At 38.2% G+C, this 20,167-nt stretch carries 15 protein-coding genes; 10 read left to right on the forward strand and 5 right to left on the reverse strand.

Annotation, left to right across the window (positions count from 1 at the left end):
- From V7164_RS03810 to V7164_RS03845, 8 genes are all read left to right on the forward strand, one after another.
- Window positions 1-1,763, forward strand: a 1,763-nt coding sequence (locus V7164_RS03810; protein ID WP_335353424.1) for a thiamine pyrophosphate-binding protein, incomplete at its 5' end; no start/stop codon positions are given.
- 127 nt (window positions 1,764-1,890) lie between these two features.
- The gene (nikB, locus tag V7164_RS03815) at window positions 1,891-2,841 is read left to right on the forward strand and encodes a nickel ABC transporter permease (protein ID WP_335348091.1); all 951 of its coding nucleotides are present in this window, start codon (window positions 1,891-1,893) and stop codon (window positions 2,839-2,841) included.
- Window positions 2,842-2,856: 15 nt separating this feature from the next.
- Window positions 2,857-3,756, forward strand: a complete 900-nt coding sequence (locus V7164_RS03820; RefSeq protein ID WP_335348093.1) for an ABC transporter permease — start codon at window positions 2,857-2,859, stop codon at window positions 3,754-3,756.
- Window positions 3,757-3,778: 22 nt separating this feature from the next.
- On the forward strand, window positions 3,779-4,792 hold the full coding sequence (locus tag V7164_RS03825; RefSeq protein WP_335348090.1) for an ABC transporter ATP-binding protein: 1,014 nt from the start codon (window positions 3,779-3,781) through the stop codon (window positions 4,790-4,792).
- The gene (locus V7164_RS03830) at window positions 4,773-5,768 is read left to right on the forward strand and encodes an ABC transporter ATP-binding protein (protein WP_335348089.1); all 996 of its coding nucleotides are present in this window, start codon (window positions 4,773-4,775) and stop codon (window positions 5,766-5,768) included. Before V7164_RS03825 ends, V7164_RS03830 begins: the two co-directional genes overlap by 20 nt.
- Window positions 5,769-5,794: 26 nt before the next feature.
- Window positions 5,795-7,006: a M20 metallopeptidase family protein gene (locus tag V7164_RS03835; protein WP_335348088.1), complete on the forward strand. Its 1,212-nt coding sequence runs from the start codon at window positions 5,795-5,797 to the stop codon at window positions 7,004-7,006.
- A gap of 46 nt (window positions 7,007-7,052) precedes the next feature.
- Window positions 7,053-8,624: an ABC transporter substrate-binding protein gene (locus tag V7164_RS03840; RefSeq protein WP_335348087.1), complete on the forward strand. Its 1,572-nt coding sequence runs from the start codon at window positions 7,053-7,055 to the stop codon at window positions 8,622-8,624.
- Between the two features lie 93 nt (window positions 8,625-8,717).
- Complete coding sequence (locus tag V7164_RS03845; RefSeq protein ID WP_335353425.1) at window positions 8,718-10,058, forward strand: hypothetical protein; 1,341 nt, start codon at window positions 8,718-8,720, stop codon at window positions 10,056-10,058.
- Window positions 10,059-10,384: 326 nt separating this feature from the next.
- Here V7164_RS03845 and V7164_RS03850 read toward each other — a convergent pair whose 3' ends face one another.
- From V7164_RS03850 to V7164_RS03870, 5 genes are all read right to left on the reverse strand, one after another.
- Window positions 10,385-11,776 carry a YjiH family protein gene (locus V7164_RS03850; protein ID WP_335353426.1) on the reverse strand — a complete coding sequence of 464 codons (1,392 nt, stop codon included), beginning with the start codon at window positions 11,774-11,776 and terminating at the stop codon, window positions 10,385-10,387.
- Between the two features lie 253 nt (window positions 11,777-12,029).
- Window positions 12,030-12,896 (reverse strand): SDR family oxidoreductase, encoded by an 867-nt coding sequence (locus V7164_RS03855; RefSeq protein ID WP_335353427.1) that lies wholly within the window; start codon window positions 12,894-12,896, stop codon window positions 12,030-12,032.
- 68 nt (window positions 12,897-12,964) lie between these two features.
- Window positions 12,965-14,125, reverse strand: a complete 1,161-nt coding sequence (locus V7164_RS03860) for a CaiB/BaiF CoA transferase family protein (protein ID WP_335353428.1) — start codon at window positions 14,123-14,125, stop codon at window positions 12,965-12,967.
- 33 nt (window positions 14,126-14,158) lie between these two features.
- Window positions 14,159-15,829 carry a urocanate hydratase gene (gene hutU, locus V7164_RS03865; protein ID WP_335353429.1) on the reverse strand — a complete coding sequence of 557 codons (1,671 nt, stop codon included), beginning with the start codon at window positions 15,827-15,829 and terminating at the stop codon, window positions 14,159-14,161.
- A gap of 162 nt (window positions 15,830-15,991) precedes the next feature.
- Complete coding sequence (locus tag V7164_RS03870) at window positions 15,992-17,509, reverse strand: helix-turn-helix domain-containing protein (protein ID WP_335353430.1); 1,518 nt, start codon at window positions 17,507-17,509, stop codon at window positions 15,992-15,994.
- 297 nt (window positions 17,510-17,806) lie between these two features.
- On the opposite strand from V7164_RS03870, the gene V7164_RS03875 reads away from it, so the two are divergent.
- Together V7164_RS03875 and V7164_RS03880 are read left to right on the forward strand one after the other, a co-directional pair.
- Window positions 17,807-18,391, forward strand: a complete 585-nt coding sequence (locus V7164_RS03875; RefSeq protein WP_335353431.1) for a helix-turn-helix domain-containing protein — start codon at window positions 17,807-17,809, stop codon at window positions 18,389-18,391.
- A 234-nt stretch (window positions 18,392-18,625) separates the two neighbouring features.
- Window positions 18,626-20,164 (forward strand): Na+/H+ antiporter NhaC family protein, encoded by a 1,539-nt coding sequence (locus V7164_RS03880; RefSeq protein ID WP_335353432.1) that lies wholly within the window; start codon window positions 18,626-18,628, stop codon window positions 20,162-20,164.
- Window positions 20,165-20,167: the final 3 nt, after the last annotated feature.

A 20,167-nucleotide genomic window follows, 5' to 3' on the forward strand; every position in this document is an offset into this window, starting at 1 on the left:
ATTCAATAAAATCTGAATATTTTAACGGAGGGATTGTTTACATGAGAGCAGCAGATGCTATCGTAAAAATTTTAATCGCTAATGATGTGGAAGTAATATTTGGGGTGCCTGGCGATACAAGTATGACTTTTCATAACGCAATAGAGGCCCATAGTGACCAGATTAAATATATCCAATGTAGAGATGAACGACACGCTACTTATATGGCCGACACATATGCACGGGTATCTGGAAAACCAGGTGTGGTTGACGTTCCGAGTGGTGGCGGTGTTTTATACGCGACTCCTGGAATTAGTGAAGCAAATTCATCATCCGTTCCCATTATTTGTTTCTCCTCTGACATTTCAATGAGCAGTGAAGAAACCGGGGCACTAACAGAGCTAAAGCAAGTCGAGCTTCTTCAATCCATTACGAAATGGAATACGAAAATAAAACTTGCTTCAAAAATTCCACATATGTTAAGAAAAGCCTTTAGAATGGCTACTGGAGGAAGACCAGGAGCTGTGCATATTTCTGTCCCTGAAGATGTTCATGAGGAGCATTATGATTATACAGATGAGGAACTCTATTCATCCTTTCATAAGCCCTTTAAAAGTTCACCTAACAGAGAAGATATTGAAAAAGTATATGAATTACTCACTCAATCCTCACGTCCTGTAATTATTGCTGGCGGTGGTGTCCATCTTTCAGCTGCATACGAGGAATTGGAAAGCCTTGCAAGTGACTTCACCATTCCTGTCGGTACATCTATAAATGGTAAAGGAAGTATAGCTGAGAATTTACCGCAAGCAATTGGTGTAATTGGAGTTAACGGCGGAACGGATGAAACAAACAGCATTATCAAAAACGCTGATTTTGTCCTTGTTCTAGGTTCAAAGCTTAACAATGTAACAACAGTGGCCAAAAGCATTTTCAGTCATTCCCCTGTTGTCGTTCAAGTAGACATCAGTGAAGAAATATTGGATCAAAACATTCGAACAAATGTAGCTATTATGTCAGATATAAAGGCATTTCTAAACCATTTAAATTTACTGATGAATAATAGAAATAAAGACTTTTCAAATTCTTTAACAGAATGGAATAAATTTTATCAAAATGTATTAAATGAGAAGTTTAGTAGAGTAGCAAAAGAGGTGCAAGAGGAAACGAAACTGGTCAATCCAGCAAAAATAATTGACCTATTAAATAAACATACAAATGAAAACGCTCTATTTGTTATTGATGCTGGAACTCAAAATCCATATATGGCTTCAGATTATGTCACTAAAAAATCAGGCAGGAGAACAGTTTTTGACCGTGGTCATGGAAATTTAGGCTACGCTTTATCAGCTGCAATAGGCGCACAAGTGGCAAGCCCACAATCAAAAGTATTCTCTATGTTTGGTGATGGAAGTTTCGCCATGTCTGTTGGTGAACTAGAAACTGCAAGCAGATTAGGGTTGCCAGTTGTCTTTCTTCTCTTCCAAAACAATAGTTACGGATGGATCAAAAAATTACACCAGCTTTATTATGATGAGCGCTATATCGGAGTTGATTTTAGTCAAATTAATGGGGCAAAAATTGCAGAGGGCTTTAATATTAGAAGCTTAAGAATTGATTCGAACGAAAAGCTCGAAGAAGGATTAAAGTGGGCAATCGACCAGCAAGGGCCTGTGTTTTTGGATATATTAATTGAACCGATTACGGATATTGTCCCGCCAGTGACAAATTGGAGAGAAGACAGCAAGCTTGATCCTTCCAAAAGAGAGGCACTTACTTACTAATCTCGTTATGGTCCTTTACTAGATGGACAGGGCCTCCTGGACATACTATGTAAAGGACTTTTACTTCATTATTATCTATACCAGGAATGTTTAACTGATGATTAAAAAACAAGGGGGTTAAACTTATATGATTTATTACATATTAAAGCGAATGTTTTCTCTCATCCCCGTCCTATTCGTGATTTCAGTAGTGATCTTCATGGTTATTCACTTAACACCTGGTGACCCTGCTTCTATCATGCTAGGAGAAGAAGCAACAGAAGATCAAATTAAGGAAATGCGTGAAGAACTTGGTCTTAATGCTCCTTTAATTCAGCAATATGCGGACTGGGTTATCAATGTTTTTAAAGGCGATTTAGGTACATCCTACTTTATGAAAGAGCCGGTAACAAGCGCTATCTTAAGCCATCTTGGACCAACCCTTTCACTTGCTATCTTAGGTCAAGTTGTGGCGCTGGTAATAGCCATCCCTGCTGGAATAATTGCAGCTAATCGAAGAGGATCCCTTACAGACCAGTCCTTAATGGGCTTTTCATTACTAGGAATGTCGGTTCCTAGTTTTCTGCTTGGATTATTTTTAATCTTAGTCGTTGGCGTTAAGCTGCAATGGCTGCCTATTGCAGGATATCAACCCTTAAGTTCTGGACTGTGGAACAGTTTGCAATACCTTATTTTACCTGCCATCGCATTGGGCGCCATTCAAGCAGCACTCATTGCTCGTATGACAAGGACATCAATGCTAGAGGTTCTAAATTCTAATTATATTAAAACTGCTCGAGCAAAAGGGGTAAAAGAACATATTATCGTGTACAAACATGCATTACGGAATGCATTTCTTCCAATTTTGACTGTAATTGGCCAGACATTTGGAACCTTAGTAGCTGGGGCAGTTGTTACCGAAACTATCTTTAATATCCCTGGTATTGGGCAAATGATCATAAATTCTATTGAAAGGCGCGATTATACAGTCATTCAGGGAGTTGTCTTATTTATTACCATTTCCTATGTTGTCATTAACTTAATTGTAGATTTGTTATATGCCTATATTGATCCTCGTGTCCGATTAGAGCGCAAGTAGGAAAGGAGTTTTGCTATTGTGGAAATTGAAAGCGTTTTAGAACACTCTACTGTCAAACACAAGCTTAAAAAACAACAAAGACAACTATTTATGCAGCGGCTTCTATCGAACAAACAAATACTTACCGGAGGCAGTTTATTACTCATCTTAATCATGATAACGGTCTTTGGTCCGCTACTAGTTCCGTTTAGTCCTTATCAAATGGAAGTGATGGATCGATTACTAGCTCCTAATGGATTGCATCTTCTAGGAACGGATGAATTTGGCCGAGATCTATTAACCCGCATTATTTATGGAGGCAGAATAACAATTGGTGTGGGCCTCTCGGTAGCATTAATATCTTCAGTCTTAGGATTAATTGTTGGGTTATATGCAAGTTACTATCGAGCGTTAGATCAAATTCTAATGAGAATCTGTGATGGTTTAATGGCTATTCCAGCAATTTTATTGGCCATTGCCTTAATGGCGGCATTAGGTCCAAATACTTTGAACGTTATTATTGCTCTAAGTATCGTTTTTACTCCATATATTGCTCGTGTCATTCGTTCATCTGCCTTGGTAGTTCGCGAACAAACTTATATAGAAGCAATGAGAGCACAAGGGGCAAGCAACTTGAGAATAATCTGGCGTCATATTATGCCTAATACCATCTCTCCTCTTGTAATTCAAGCAACGTTTATTTTTGCCGAAGCTATTATTATCGAAGCTGCTCTAAGCTTTTTAGGTGCTGGCGTCCCTGCTCCAGAGCCTAGTTGGGGAAGTATTTTACATGATGGAAAAACAGTAATATTTAATGCGTGGTGGATGACCGTTTTCCCAGGAATCACCATTGTAATGTCGGTTCTTGGATTAAATTTACTAGGTGATGGTCTCAGAGATTTAATTGATCCTCACACAAATCATGCAAAAAAATAACGATTCATAAGGGGTGATCAAAATGTCAGATGAACAGCATCTTTTACACGTACAAGATCTTAAAACCCATTTTCATACAGAACGTGGACGGGTCACTGCCGTTGATGGTGTCTCCTTCCATGTGAAGCAAGGAGAAATTTTAGGTGTAGTCGGTGAATCTGGTTGTGGGAAGAGTGTTACCTCTCAATCTATATTAAGATTATTTGATGAAAAAAACACCGTTCAATATGATGGTACGATCAATTTTAAAGGTAAAAATCTATTAAACCTATCAAAGTCAGAAATGCAGGAGATACGCGGGAATGATATAGCCATGATATTTCAAGATCCGCTTAGTTCATTAAACCCTGTCTATACGATCGGATTCCAAATTGCAGAGGCCATCCTTTTACATCAAAAAGTGACAAAGAAAGAGGCCTATGAAAAAGCAGTCGAAATGCTGAGATTGACTGGTATCCCCTCTCCAGAGAAACGAGTTAATGAATATCCTCACCAATTATCAGGAGGAATGCAGCAACGGGCCATGATCGCAATCGCCCTATCATGCCAGCCGCAATTATTAATTGCTGATGAACCTACTACAGCTCTTGATGTAACGATCCAAGCACAAATATTGGATCTTATTGTGAAATTAAATCGTGAGCTGCAAATGGGAGTTATCTTTATCACCCATGATTTAGGAGTAGTTTCAGAAATTTGTACAAGGGTGGTTGTGATGTACCTTGGGCAAATAGTGGAAGAAGCAGATACAGTAAGTCTTTTTGAAAATCCGCTTCATCCATATACAAGAGGTTTAATTAAATCTATTCCTCATCTAGATAGTGATCGTTCAAAGGACCTGCATGTAATTAAGGGTACAGTTCCTGCTTTAGATAACATTCCAAAAGGCTGCCGGTTCGCCCCTCGCTGCCCGCATGCCGATGCATTATGCAATGAAAACATGCCTGAGCTTACCTCTTTTCAAGGTTCCCAAAAAGTAAGATGCTGGCATGCAGATCAAATTATGGAGGGAAGTTATGTTAGTACAGGAACATGAAAATAAAACACCGCTTCTGGATATCCAAGGACTGAAAAAATATTACCCTGTTAAAGGATCATTAAAGAGTTTCGGAAAGGCAAAAGAACATATCAAAGCAGTAAACGATGTCTCCTTTCAACTATATGAAGGTGAGACTTACGGAATGGTAGGAGAATCTGGCTGCGGGAAAAGTACAACCGGAAGAACGATTTTAAGATTACTAGAACCAACCGTGGGAAAAGCCATTTATAAGAACCAAGATATTTTCCAGCTTGATAGCAGAAAGCTGCGCGACTTGCGCCAAGAAATGCAAATGGTCTTTCAAGATCCTTATTCATCTTTAAATCCAAGAATTAGAATTGGACACATCCTCGAAGAACCGCTAGCGATTCATTCAATTGGAAATAAAAAGGACCGTACCGAAATGGTTATGAACATCCTGGAAAAGGTAGGATTACGCGAAGATCAATACTATCGGTATCCACATGAATTCTCAGGCGGACAACGTCAGCGTATTGGGTTAGCAAGAGCCCTTATTATTAATCCGAAAATCGTCATTCTAGACGAGCCGGTTTCTGCACTTGATGTGTCTATTCAATCACAAATTATTAATTTATTAAAAGAACTACAAAGAGATTTAAAGCTCACCTATATCTTTATTTCGCATGATATCAGTGTTGTTCGGCATATTTGTGACCGAATCGGTGTTATGTACCTGGGCAAAATCATGGAAGAAGCACCAACGGATCAGCTTTTTGCTAATTCAAAACATCCCTATACCCAAGCTTTATTATCTGCTGTACCACAGTCTAATCCAAAATATAAGAAAGAAAGAATCATATTAAAAGGAGATATCCCCTCTCCTCTATCTCCGCCCTCGGGATGTGTTTTTCATACACGCTGCCCTTTTGTGAAAGATATTTGTAAACATCAGGAACCAATTAAAAAGGAAATTGGCGACCGTCATTTTGTTGCTTGCCACCTCCATTCCTAAAAATAATAATCTTGGGAGAGGATTAAATGGATATAAACAAGCTTTATACAGAGTTGGAATCGATATACCCAACATTAGTTGACATACGGCGTGATCTGCACAAACACCCAGAACTCTCATTTCAAGAAGTCCGCACACCAAAATTAATTGCAGACTACCTAACAGATTTAGGATTAGAAGTGAGGACAAATGTTGGAGGAAGAGGAGTTGTCGGTCTCTTAAGAGGAAAGCATAAGGGAAAAACAGTGGCCCTTCGCGCTGATTTCGATGCTCTTCCCATCCAAGATGAGAAAAATGTCAGTTATAAATCCCAAGTGCCTGGAGTTATGCATGCATGTGGCCATGATGGTCATACGGCAACCTTATTAGGAGTGGCAACGGTTTTAGCTAAATTCCGTGAAGAATTAGCAGGAAATGTCGTTTTTATTCACCAATTTGCAGAGGAATTAGTACCTGGTGGAGCTAAAGCGATGATTGAGGATGATTGCTTAAAAGGGGTCGATGTAATCTTTGGCACACATCTTCAAGGAGCTTTGCCATTCGGAAAGGTTTATTATCGCGAGGGCTACGCAATGGCAGCCTCTGATTTCTTTGAAATAAAAATATTTGGGAAGGGCGGGCATGGTGCCTCCCCTCATCTAACAGTAGACCCTTTAGTAACGGCAAGTCAAATCGTCCTAAATCTTCAGCAGATTATTAGCCGCCGAGTAGATCCAGTAAAGCCTGCTGTACTGACTGTTGGTAAATTACATTCTGGTACAGCGATGAATGTGATACCTGAAACGGCTGAAATGTCTGGAACAGTAAGATCCTTCGACCCTGAAACTAGAGATTTAATAGAGATGGATATAAAGAATATCGCAAATGCCGCTTGCCTTCAGAGCAGAGCAACTTGTGAAATTTCTTATATTCGCGGCTATGATGCCGTTTGGAATCATCCAAAGGAAACACAGTTTATTCGAAATATCGCAGTTGAGGTTGTTGGGACAGAAAATGTGATGGAAAGGAATTTAGCAATGGGCAGTGAGGATTTCACTTACTATCTTAAAGAAGTGCCTGGTACCTATTTTTTTGTAGGTGCAAGTTTAAGTGATTCAGCAAAGGTTTACCCACACCACCACCCGCGTTTTGACTTTGATGAAAAAACCATGCTAACGGCAGCAAAAATTTTAGTAACTTCTGTTATTAAATATAATGAGAAAACTAGCAACCAGATTAATAATTCAATAGAGGTTTAGTACAGTTTTATAAATTTAAAAAACAATTATTAAAGGGGGCTATTAAATGTTTAGAGCAAAGAATTGGATGCTAGCGATGATCATGCTAGTCGTTTTCATGTTAATTGGGTGTAGTTCGGATAAGACAAGTGAAACGAACGATGGAAAAGGTTCAAAAGCAGGAGGACAACTAAAGGTTGCATTGGTTACACAGCCGCCAACACTAGACCAGCCAACAACTACAGCTACAGTTAGTCGTGATACATCAAGAGTTATGTTTGAAACTCTTTTAACAACGAACTCAGAGTACAAAGCCGTTCCTATGCTAGCTGAATCGGTTGAATCAAGCGAAGATAATAAATCCTTTACCTTCCATTTAAGAAAAGGTGTTAAATTTCATAACGGAAAAGAAATGAAAGCAGAGGATGTTGTAGCCTCCATGAACCGCTGGATGGAGAAATCATCGATAACAGGTAAGATTTTTGATGGTGCGGTGTTCCAAGCAAAGGATGACTATACGGTTACATTGGAGTTAGCCCAGTCTTCCCCACTTGCTTTAGATACAATGGCCTCAGCCAAGATGGCGGCTGCGATTATGCCAAAGGAAATTGTTGAATCTGCCACTACTGAAGGAGTGTCTGAATACATCGGAACAGGTCCATATAAATTTGTTGAATGGAAACAGGATCAGTATATTCATTTCACTAAATTTGAAGAATACTCCCCTTCAGAATCAAAGTCTGATGGATTAGCAGGAAAGAAAGAAGCATTGGTGGACGATCTCTATTTCTATATCGTTCCAGATGCCTCCACAAGAATGGCTGGACTCCGCTCCGGTCAATATGATTTCGTCTATACAGTTCCTTTTGACAACTACTCACAATTAAAAAATGAAAAGAATCTGTATCCTGTTTTTGATACTTATGGGGAAATGCTGATGATTTATAATGAAAATCAAGGTTTATCAGCAAATGTAAAAATGCGTCAAGCTATAAATGCAGCCCTTGATATTGACAAAATTATGCTCGCCTCCTTTGCCGATGAAGACTTATACTGGCTACACCCAGGATATATGACGAATGTTGTAAGTAACTGGCACAGTGAAGCAGGAAAAGAGTTCTATAATCAAAAAGATACAGAGAAGGCAAAGAAATTATTAGGTGAATCTGGTTATAACAATGAAGAATTCAGAATTATGACAACTCGTGATTATCCTCAATTCTATAATGCGGCTGTTGTTATACAGGATCAATTAAAAGCAATAGGGATGAATGTAAAATTAGAGTTTTATGATTGGGCAACACTTTTAGATAAACAAAATAATCCTGGGGATTGGGATGCAGTTGTCACAGGATCCTCTACTGTAACAACCCCATCGCAGCTTGTGTCTTTAAGCCCTTCTTTTGCTGGTGGGATGCACGACCCTAAGATTACGGAACTGCTGCAAACTTTAGAAACCTCTACAAGCCAAGAGGAAGCAAAAAAGATTTGGGATCAATTACAACAATATGCATGGGAAAATCACGTTCCTGTAACGATTTTAGGGGGGTACAATAATTTATACGGAGCAGCCGATAAGGTAAAGGGAATTTCAACTCTGTCCGGACCTATTTATTGGAATACATCAGTGGAAAATTAATCAATTAAAAGGGTTAATCATATGGATGTAACAATCTATATGGTTAACCTAATTTTTTTAATACTATGAAGTATTATGTAAGGAGTTATAAAATTGATTAAATTAGGTAATATACTAACTTTATCCTTACTACTACTATTTGTAATTTCAAATTTTGCAGCGGTTCCCCAACTAGACTTTGTAATTGGAGGTTTGACCCTCTTAGTTATTCTTGTTTGCCTTCCTTATTGTACAAAGCTAAATAAGATTATTGGCGGAGTAATGATCAGTATTAGTTTTTTTATTATCATTATTAATCAATACACCTTAACAGAGATGACAATAGCCATTTCTAAGAACTTGCCACTTATGAGTTTAATTGTTTTGGTACCTATATTATCAATCCCTATCATACTTGGGAACTACCAAAGAAACATAATGGATTTAGCTGTAAAGTTTGCTAAGAAGCCACAACAAATTTACTTTTTTATTTCTGCCTCATTTTTCTTTTTAGCGCCAATCATTAATGTAGGTTCCATTTTCATTATTCATTCAATGGTAAAAGAACTGAAGCTTCCTACATCTCTTTTAGGCAAAGTATATATGAGAGGTTTTATACCCGCATGTATGTGGGCACCCTACTTTGCATCTGTTTTACTAATTGTAAATTATTACAACATTCAAATACATGAATACTTGCATTTTGGCCTTTTCCTAGGAATCTTACAATTAGTCATATCAAACCTACTTTTTTCGTTAAGGGAAAGAAAAACAGTAAGTTGGCACACCCAAAAAGGAAAAGAATTCATTAATCTTAGAAAACCATATGAACTATTAATTGTCATCACCCTGCTAACTGTCTCCATCGGTCTTTTGGAGTTCTTTAGCTCCTTAAATATTATCCTTATGGTGACTTTTACCGTTATCTTGTTTTCTGTTATCTGGTCAGCATATTTAAAAAAGCAGAAGGATTTTTTACGAGAATCAAAAAAATTTCTATTAAAAATCTTCCCTGATAGAGCAAATGAAATTGTGTTATTCTTAACAGCTGGCTTTTTTGGCTCTATTGCCTCAACTACTTCTGTTGGTAATAATCTAAATATTTTATGGGTGAGCATCGCAGATTACTCCATATTACTTATGATTTTCTTTACAATAGCATTTGTTTCACTATTCTCCTTCTTAGGCATACATCAAATCGTGATGATCAGCATAATCCTTGCAAGTGTTTCAAATGAGGCAATTGGAATCAATAATATCATTATGGCACTAACCCTACTCAGTTCTTGGGCTGTAGGCTCAACCATCTCAAGTGTCTCCCCACCAAATATTGTGATATCCAATTTATTGAGGGTTAGTATTTTTGACCTTGTTTTAAAGTGGAATCTATTATATGCAATTATTGTGGCTTGTGTACATTCATTGGTTATTTATTGTATTTACCTAATGGGTTGAGAATATCCAACTTCCAAACTCGCACTATAAACCTTCCATGGCTTCCATTTGCGAAGCCTTCTTATTTAAACACTCGTTATGAACCTTTTTCTTTTCCACCCGATTAATGTCTTCCCCAAAAGCTATTGCATAGAGGTTTAAAAAGAAACAACTCCGCATAGAGACCCATTCTCTCCACGGAGTTATAATAGAGGCAATTTTTCTATCTCCTTTTGTTTAACATTATCCAATTCCAAAGCAGGAATACTATTAACAAGTTGACTGGGATACACCCTTACCCCATTAACCCACTTGCTTCCATACAGTCCCCCCACTGTGACCATGTTCTAAAACAACAGGTAGGCAATCGGGGTAGCAATGATTAGGGTTAATACCGCCCTCTGGAACCAAATAATTACCAAATCTCTTGTTCGAATCGGAATGGACGTTGACCATATAACGGGAATGACCTCTGAAAAGAATAATATTCCCGATACAAACAATATACTGATGACAAACTTTGTAACCATTGAAGCCTGAGCTACTATTGCAAGTGAAAGCATTGGTGTACTAGCAAATCCAACAAATGCCGCTTTGGCAGCGAGTAGAGGTTCTGGTAGAAGCATGGTGAATGGATATAGCAAAAATCCTAAAATATCAAAAACGGGGGTATACTCGACAAGAACTAAGCCTAGAAGTCCAATTGACATGATGGAAGGAAGGACCGCCATTGTAATAAGTAACCCGGCTAAAAGGTTATCCCAGCAATTTTTAAAAAACCCAGGAGTTTTTTCAACAGCCTCCATTGCTGTGTCCCAGGCGGTCTTTATATATTGGCCCTTGGCTATGACGTTCCTCTCAGTTGGTACGGTTTCAGTAATGTATTCATTTTTCATCTTACTTAATGGCCAAATCCTTGCCGTAATAGCTGTGACAAGGAAGGTTATGATCAATGTTAACCAAAAGAACAAATTCCACATATGCATGAGTCCAAGAATATCTAAACCCACAACCATAATTGGTACAGAGACGGCCGAAAAGCCTGTTACTATAATTGCAGCTTCTTTTATAGTGTATTTTCCTTGACTAAAAACCCGGTCGGTAATAATTATACCCATTGAAGGACTACCGACAAAGGAGGCTACAGCGTCAATAGCCGAACGCCCTGGTGTTTTCCAAATCGGCCGCATAACCCTTTCAAGCAATACACCAAAGAACTCTAGTAATCCATAGCCCGCTAATAATGCCAGGAAGACTGATCCGATTGGAAGCACAACACTTAACGGCTTTACAAGGACATTGAATAAAAATGGACCTATTCCTTCAGCAAGTATCCAATTCGGTCCAATATTAAAAATGACCATTACAGTTGTAATTAATCCCAGAACTTTAAAAATCGAGAATATCGTGGTGGTGGTATTTTTATTCCAAGTTTTCGAATAAAAAGGATGCACAGCTCCTAAAATGACTAAAACTAAAACATAATAAGGAAGACTTGCACCTAAACTGACCTCAACCCACTTAGAAACGTGACTAAGAGCAATTGATGACTTCCCATTAACAGTGACAGGGATAAAAAACATAAAAACACCTATCATACTGAATACGAGAAATTTGAATATGTTTTGCTTACTATTTGATTGAGGAAGATTACTGATAGAAGCTTCTACATTTAACGATGAATTTTGATTATTCATCCCATTCCCCACTTTCTTTTCGTAATGGCCTCTTGTATCCATACTTTGCGCTGCTTTTAAGTTACCCCTCCCTTCTACTAAAAGTATATTTGGTTAGAATTTTCAAAAATAGCAAATATAATTTTGAATAATATGAATATTCAAAGGGGAATCCTTTCTTTTTATACAGATATCGCATGATTTATGGCAATTTTTTTAGATTTTAATATTTTTTTTCGCATGAAGTTTATTTTATCTAATTCGAGCGGCCCCAAAGGGATAAATTTAGCCCCTTTAAAGCAAGGAGCTTGAAAATTTATTTAGCACTGAATCGTTGCAGCGCCCCGGTTAAATGTTCCCCTCCGTCAACTTCTAGCGTAATACCCGTAATAAAGTCGCCGCCTGGTGACAGTAAATAGGTAACTGCCGTTGCCAATTCGTGAGGAGTCCCCATCCGTTTAATTGGCAGACGGTTAACTAGGTTATCCATGTTTTGAGATTCGTAATTTTCTAGGCCTGACGTGTCAATGATCCCAGGGGCCACGGCATTGACAGTAATTCCATAAGGCCCCCATTCAGAAGCCAAGGTTTTCGTCATATTTACTACTCCCGCTCGGGCAGCTGATGCATGAACCATTCCAGGTATACCTGAAGCAAGACAAAGTACAATATTAATAATTCGCCCATTTTTATTATTATCAGTCAGGTGGTGGGCAAAGGCGGAGCTCATTAACCATGTCCCATGCAAATTCAAGTCAACAACCGATTTAAATCCGTTCAAAGAAAGGTTGAGGGCGGGTGCAGCAAATTGACCACCAGCATTGTTAATAAGAAAGTCTACCGTTCCCCATTGTTCTGTTACCGTATCAAACAAGTCTTTAACTTCCTGCTCATTACGGATATTTACAGGATGACTGTCGGCCTTGATTCCTTCTTTTCGCAAATCATCGACAGCATTTTGAAGACGTTCTATCGTTCGCGAAGCTAGGATTACGTGGGCGCCCAGTTGCCCTAATTCTCTAGCAATGGCAAAACCAATCCCTGTCGCTCCACCAGAAATAATGGCTGTTTTACCTTCAAATAATTTTGGTGCAAAAATAGATCGGGCAGCTGCCGCATTTCTTTTATGGACCTGTGAATCGGCCTCTAGCGGTGTTAGGATCGTATCTTTAGCGTTCGTCATGTTACTAAGCCTCCTTAGCAGTATTTTAAAAAGAGAACAATCAACACGGGATTGCCCCTCTATGTCGTTTAGACTTCTATATCCTTGTAGCCCAAAATAGTTTGCAGCACTTCATCCGTATGCTCTCCAAGACTAGGAGAAGGATTTTTAATTACCGCTGGTGTACTAGAAAATTTTACAGGATGACCTGGTATTTTTACTTTACCGGCAATGGGGTGTTCAATTTCTACAAGCATTTCCCTTACCGATATGTGATCATCTTCACAAATTTCATCTATATTTAAAATCGGGGAGCAAGGGATACCAGCCTCGTTAGCCTTTGAAACAACAGTAGATACAGAGTATTGCTTTGACCATTCTTCGATCCTATCTTTTAACTCATTTTCATTAATTTTTCTAAGAGGATCTGTTTTAAATTTTTGATTTTCGCTTAATTCGGGTTCCCCCATCAAATGACACAGCCGTAGAAAAAGTGAATCATTGGCAATGGCAATAACAATATAGCCGTCCTTACACGCATAAACATCAAAAGGAGAGCTGATTGGATGGCGGCTACCAATACGCGTGGGAAGTTCTTCATTAATCGTATATCGCATAATATTGCTTTCTAGCAAAGAAAAAATACTGTCTACCATAGCAACATCAATCAACTGACCTTCTCCCGATTGCTGTCTATGAAATAGTGCAACCATTGTTCCATAAGCAGCATATAAGGCAGCACTCATGTCACCTAATGAGGATCCCGTTCGAGTTGGAGGGGTGTCATCATACCCTGTAATGCTCATCATCCCTCCCATTGCTTGTGCAATGATGTCATAAGCAGCGCGCTGGCTATAGGGGCCATATTGTCCAAAGCCAGAAATGGAGGTGTAAATTAGGCTTGGATTTATCTTTTTCAAAGTTTCATAGTCTAAACCTAATTTTTTCATTACGCCTGGACGAAAATTTTCAACTAACACATCGGATTTTTCTACAAGGGATTTTATGATTTCAATCCCCTTTTCCGTTTTTAAATCTATGGCTATGCTCTTTTTTCCCCGATTAAGGTAAATAAAATAGCCGCTCTCGTCATTCTTATATGGACCGAAATGTCTAGTATCATCACCGCTTTCGGGCCTTTCTATCTTAATGACTTCTGCCCCCATATCGGCCAAAAGCATTGTACAATATGGGCCAGCTAATACTCTCGTAAAATCTAGTACTCTAATGTTTTCAAGGGGTCTATTCATTTCATTCACCTGCCTATTTTTTTAGTAAACTATCTATTGAAGCATTGGAATATGAATTCCTTTTTCTTTAGCTGTTCGAATCGCAATCTCATAACCTGCGTCTGCATGCCGGACAACACCCGTTCCCGGATCATTCGTTAAAACGGTTACTAGACGTTGTTCCGCTTCCTTACTGCCATCGGCAACAATCACAACCCCTGAATGGAGAGAGTAACCAATTCCAACCCCTCCGCCGTGATGGAATGAAACCCAGCTGGCCCCACCTGCTGTATTAAGCAAAGCATTTAGGATTGGCCAGTCCGCTATTGCATCACTGCCATCCTTCATCCCCTCGGTCTCACGGTTTGGGGAAGCAACTGATCCCGAATCAAAATGATCTCGCCCTATAGCAATTGGAGCTTTTAGTTCCCCTCTTGCAACCATATCGTTAATTATTTTTCCAAATTTCGCTCTTTCCCCGTATCCTAACCAGCATATTCGTGCAGGGAGTCCTTGAAATTGAATTTTTTCCTGTGCCATTTTAATCCACTTGCATATATGTTTGTTATCGGCAAATTCTCTTAAGATGACTTCATCCGTTTTATAAATATCTTCCGGGTCTCCTGATAAAGCAACCCAGCGGAATGGACCCTTGCCTTCACAGAATTTTGGCCGAATATAAGCCGAGACAAACCCAGGAATATCAAATGCTTTTTCGACACCTTCCTCTTTTGCAATCTGACGAATATTATTGCCGTAGTCAAATGCAATAGCACCTCGCTCCTGCATAGTAAGCATTGCTGCAACATGAACAGCCATGCTTGCTTTTGAACGCTTAACATATTCATCTGGATTTTCCGTTCGCCATTCTTTTCCTTCATCTAATGTCATCCCGATTGGTAAATAGCCATTTAATGGATCATGCGCGGATGTTTGATCTGTAACAATATCAGGTATGAAATTTCTTTTCACCATTTCTGGTAAAATTTCTGCAGCGTTGCCAAGTAAACCAATAGAAAGTGCTTTTCCATCCCGTTTCGCATTCATTGCCAATTCAATGGCTTCATCTAGTGATTCAACCATCCGATCTAAGTATCGAGTCTGAATCCGCTTTTCAATCCGTGTTCGGTCAACTTCTACAGCTATGGCGACTCCATCATTCATCGTGACAGCTAAAGGCTGGGCACCACCCATTCCCCCTAGACCAGCTGTTACAGAAATAGTACCCCTTAAACTGCCATTAAAATGCTGCTTCGAACATTCTGCAAAGGTTTCATACGTTCCCTGTACAATCCCTTGGCTTCCAATATAAATCCAGCTACCAGCAGTCATTTGTCCAAACATCATCAGCCCTTTTCGATCAAGCTCATGGAAATTCTCCCAATTTGCCCAAGCCGGAACTAAATTAGAATTGGCAATTAGTACTCTTGGAGAATTCTTATGTGTTTTAAAGACCGCTACCGGTTTTCCCGATTGGACAAGCAGGGTTTCATCAGATTCTAATTTCTTTAATGTCTCAACAATCGCATCATAACAATCCCAGTTCCTCGCTGCTTTTCCAATCCCGCCGTAAACAACAAGATCTTCTGGATATTCCGCCACTTCTTGATCTAAATTATTCATTAACATTCGAAGGACTGCTTCTTGTTCCCATCCTTTTGTATTCAATTCAGTCCCTTTATAGTTTTTTACAATTCGTTTATTTTTTTGCTGCAATTTCACCATTTCACCCTCTTTATGGTTTTATCTAATTCATCCGTATTAGATTAAATAAATTATATGAAAGGTGAAATCGATAAAATAGACAGAATATTTTAGAAATTGGATACATTTTTAAGAATTGAAAGTATAGATTTTCTCTACTTCTCGTAAATAATGTTAATTTTTTTAGCTTTTATTATTTTCTTTAGAATTTAAGTTAACTTTAGTGCGGTCTCTTGAGGTTCTAAATTCCCTTGGAGTTGTTCCAGTTACTTCTTTAAATATTTTCCCGAAGTAACTTGAGGTGGTAAAGCCGGTTCGCTCGGCAATTTCTTGAATGGACAAATTCGTTTCAATTAAATAACGCTGTGCCTTATTTATACGAATATTGGTCAATATTTGTCTAAAAGAGGTACCATGTTTTCTACTAAATAAATTGCTTAAATAAGCAGGGCTTCTATTCACATATTCAGCAACCTTATCTAACGATAATTCTGAATTGCCATAGTGGTTTTCCAAATACATAATCCCCTGCTCAATGACATCAATACGGTTTAAATCTGTTTGTTTTTTACCTTCATCAATAACTTCATTAATAAACAAAAGCATTTCCTGAACAATTCTATTTAAAACAGGACCATATAAAATGGAAGTAAACAATTGATGATAAAGTTTCATCATTCGTTCATTTCCTAGATTGTATGTTTTCATAAAACGATGAATTTGGGCTAGTATACTTGTCATTCTGGAGCGAAGTAATCCAGGCTCGGGAAAAGGCTCAGATAGATTTAAAAATTCTTTATACATCCAATCTCTAATTCCATCTTTAGATGAACTATTTAACATTTCAATCCATGTTCTAATTTCTGCCGGTGTTAAAAATACATCAATTGGCACCCACTTGCTGACTGACTCAAAATGCAGAATCTGTCGATAGCCTTTAAAAAAGGTCAGCTCCATAGCCTGTCTAGTCTGAAGATATTTTTCATTTAAGGACAGATCATTTGATGTATCATCATTAATAACAATCGCGATTGGATCATGCCTTATTTCTTCCCATGTTCTAAGGATTCGATGTGCCTCCTGTTTAAGTAAATCCCCTTCAATAGTAAAGACACAAATTAAGCAATCACTCACCGGAAGTAGGATTGGTTGATATTGAAATTCATAGGTCTCCACAAATGATAGTAAATTATTGATTTCATTCCGGCTTTCTGTTTGCAGCATCATTAAGTGAAAATCTCTTCCCTCCACTTCATTCTCCAGAAATAAAGAATGATAGGAGAGTACATGCGGTTGGCTAGAATTTTCTTGCGGTTTATTGACGTTATTCTTTTTTAAGTTATGAATACACTTCTGCAAGGTTCTTTTTATTTGCGTTGGGGAGTTCGGCTTTAGCCAAAAATCCCTGGCCCCTAATTCAATTGCTTGAGCAGCACGATCAAATGTTGCTTCCATGGTCATCACAATAATCTCATGCCCATATTTTTCGGAAATCTTTTTATATGTGTCCCAAAGCTTGTTAGGGATCATATCTAATTCAACAATAACAATATCAGGAAGCTTATTTTCTGTTATTTCGATTAGTTCCTCAACAGATGCTGCGTGAAATACCTGTTGAAAGGGAGTTGAAAAAGAGGAAACTAGCCAATTAAGACCAGTTCGTTCATTATTATCCCGATCGGCAATCAATAATTTGTACATGGTTATTCTCCTTTCAACCATTACTTCTAATTTAGTCAGAATATTTAAATTTAGTAGATTAATAATAACAAATTTTTAGAGGAGATGATAAAAATACTAAAATATAAAAATAATACTATTTTTGCGGTAAATATTTTAAAAGTGTCACCATTGTCCCTTTTTCGAAACTGTATGGTATACTAATTGAGAATATTTAAAATACTAAAGATTGATTTTCCTTAAGAGGTTAATCGCCATAATAAACCTTTGTACGAAAGATAAACCTACATAAAAGTTGCCGGAAGGGCGGAATAAATAATGGACAGCAGTTTAATTCGACCTGAACTTCCGGTCGAAATAATAGGAGAAAAAATTCGCTCTATAAGGAAGAAGTCCCTATTAACTGTAGACGAAGTCGCGGAAAAAATTGGATTAAGTCAAAGTATGGTTTCTCAATTAGAAAGAGGAAAAGCAAAGCCTTCTCTTGATACATTGTGGAAATTGAGTATTTTATTTGATGTATCTCTATCCTACTTTTTTGAAGGTATTGAAAAACAATCCGTTATCGTATCTAGACGGGACGAGCAAGAGATACTCAAGATGAGACATAAAAATGTTCAATACAGAGTATTAGCTCCTCTTACTGGACGGAAAATTGAGTTTTTTGAAATTACGGTTAGCCCCGATCAGGGAGAGGAACTCCAATTTTACCCTCATAATGGAGAAGAAGGCGGAGTTGTTATACAGGGAGAATTAGAGGTCCTTATTGGCGATAAAACATATCTGCTGAAACAAGGAGATAGTATTTATTTCGACAGTACGCATCCCCACGCTTTTCGAAATCCAGGAAATCTTCCTGCGGTTGCTATTTGGACAGGCACTCCTTGGGAGCCCATTAATTGAAAAACAGAGAAGGCTGCTGAAACATTTTTCGGCAGCCTTCTCTGTTTTTTTGTACTTAATTCCATAATGACACACGCAAAACCACAATATGATTTAATAAAATATAAATATAGTTAATATTTTTATTGAATTTTGTATTTATTGTGTTATATTTTTTGCATAGGCTAAATTTTTAAAATATTCAGCACTATGAGGAGTATTTATCTAAAAAAAATTAATACAGGGGGAAAATGTATGGAATTTGGAGCTTTATCACTATTGCCGCCATTAGTTGCCATTGTAATTGCTTTACTAACAAGACAGACCATTTTATCTCTATTTATTGGAGTATGGGTAGGAGCCACCATCATTAATTCTTGGAATCCTTTGTCAGGATTTGCAAAAAGTATTTCTGATTATATGATTCCCTCCATTGCCGATCCATGGAATGCAGGGCTACTAATCTTAGTCAGCTTGGCGGGAGGATTTATTCATATTTTAAGAGTGACTGGGGCTGCCCAAGCATTTGCTCAAGTGGCCACGAAAAAAGTAAACACACGAAGAAAGGCACAAAATGTTACATGGGGCAGTGCATTTCTATTCTCTTATACAGAGCCAGTTCTTATCCTAGGAACGATTATGAGACCATTAACAGATAAACTTAACGTTTCCCGAGTTAAGCTAGCCTACATTTTGGACTCAATGGGGTGTTCCCTTGCATCTATGTCCCCTATTAGCAGTTATGGTCCTTTCATAACGGGACTTATTGCAACTCAAATTACGGCGCTAAGTTTAACGGACAACCCTTGGACATTATTTATTCAAATGATTCCTTATAACCTATATGGACTATTTGCGATGATTGGTGTTTTATATGTAATCAATACTGGACTGGATATCGGCCCTATGTATCATGCAGAAAAAAGAGCGATTGAGACTGGTAAAGTTATAGGAGAAAATGACAAGCCATTGGTAGCTACTGAAAAGTCGGACGAGTTTCCAGAAGGATATACATTTAAATTCCATCAATTCTTAATTCCAATGCTGCTCCTATTCATTACGATTTTTACTGTTATTTTTTGGACAGGAAATATAGCTGAAAATGGGTTTAGAGGCGCATTTATTAATGCAAACATTGTTTTAGCCATTTCATGTGGATTTTTAACAGGTTCGATTGGTGCAGGTGTGATATCCGTGGCATCCAAGCTTCATTCGGTTAAGTCTGCTTTTGATGAGTTCACGCAAGGAATCATTAATTTAATGATTGTACCGATGATTCTTGTGCTGGCATGGTCCATTGGAAAAATTGCAGGTCAAATGGAGTTAGGTGCCTATATGTCCTCGATTGTCGGAGACTACTTGCCTTCCTTTATTGTTCCTGCTTTAATCTTTTTACTTGGCTCTTTAATTGCTTTTGCAACAGGAAGCTCCTGGGGAGTATTTGCGATTATGATGCCGATTGCCATTCCAATGGCGGTAACGATGGACATTCATATCCCACTTATCATTGGGGCTGTTATTAGCGGCGGTTTGTTCGGCGACCATTGCTCACCTATCTCAGATACAACCATCCTAGCCTCAACTGGTGCAGCATGTGATCACATTGAACACGTAAGAACTCAGCTTCCTTATGCCGTATTAATCGCGGTCTGTACCTTAATAGGCTTTATTGTAGCCGGAGCAACAGTCGGCTGGTTAGGAATCATTACAACGGCATTTACAACATTTATAGCTCTCTATCTCCTAAATAAGAAAGCTAAGCATGCAAGAAATTCATTAAATATAAGTATGTAATAA

Source organism: Bacillus sp. JJ1474, assembly GCF_036965225.1.
In the GTDB taxonomy this organism is placed as follows: Bacteria; Bacillota; Bacilli; order Bacillales; family Cytobacillaceae; genus Cytobacillus.

Bases quoted from the DNA above. Each gene is read 5' to 3' on its own strand.
- nikB (WP_335348091.1), top strand. From the start codon at position 1,891: ATGATTTATTACATATTAAAGCGAATGTTTTCTCTCATCCCCGTCCTA.
- V7164_RS03860 (WP_335353428.1), bottom strand. From the start codon at position 14,125: ATGAATAGACCCCTTGAAAACATTAGAGTACTAGATTTTACGAGAGTA.
- V7164_RS03855 (WP_335353427.1), bottom strand. From the start codon at position 12,896: ATGACGAACGCTAAAGATACGATCCTAACACCGCTAGAGGCCGATTCA.
- V7164_RS03825 (WP_335348090.1), top strand. From the start codon at position 3,779: ATGTCAGATGAACAGCATCTTTTACACGTACAAGATCTTAAAACCCAT.
- V7164_RS03835 (WP_335348088.1), top strand. From the start codon at position 5,795: ATGGATATAAACAAGCTTTATACAGAGTTGGAATCGATATACCCAACA.
- V7164_RS03875 (WP_335353431.1), top strand. From the start codon at position 17,807: ATGGACAGCAGTTTAATTCGACCTGAACTTCCGGTCGAAATAATAGGA.
- V7164_RS03840 (WP_335348087.1), top strand. From the start codon at position 7,053: ATGTTTAGAGCAAAGAATTGGATGCTAGCGATGATCATGCTAGTCGTT.
- V7164_RS03880 (WP_335353432.1), top strand. From the start codon at position 18,626: ATGGAATTTGGAGCTTTATCACTATTGCCGCCATTAGTTGCCATTGTA.
- hutU (WP_335353429.1), bottom strand. From the start codon at position 15,829: ATGGTGAAATTGCAGCAAAAAAATAAACGAATTGTAAAAAACTATAAA.
- V7164_RS03850 (WP_335353426.1), bottom strand. From the start codon at position 11,776: ATGGATACAAGAGGCCATTACGAAAAGAAAGTGGGGAATGGGATGAAT.
- V7164_RS03870 (WP_335353430.1), bottom strand. From the start codon at position 17,509: ATGTACAAATTATTGATTGCCGATCGGGATAATAATGAACGAACTGGT.
- V7164_RS03830 (WP_335348089.1), top strand. From the start codon at position 4,773: ATGTTAGTACAGGAACATGAAAATAAAACACCGCTTCTGGATATCCAA.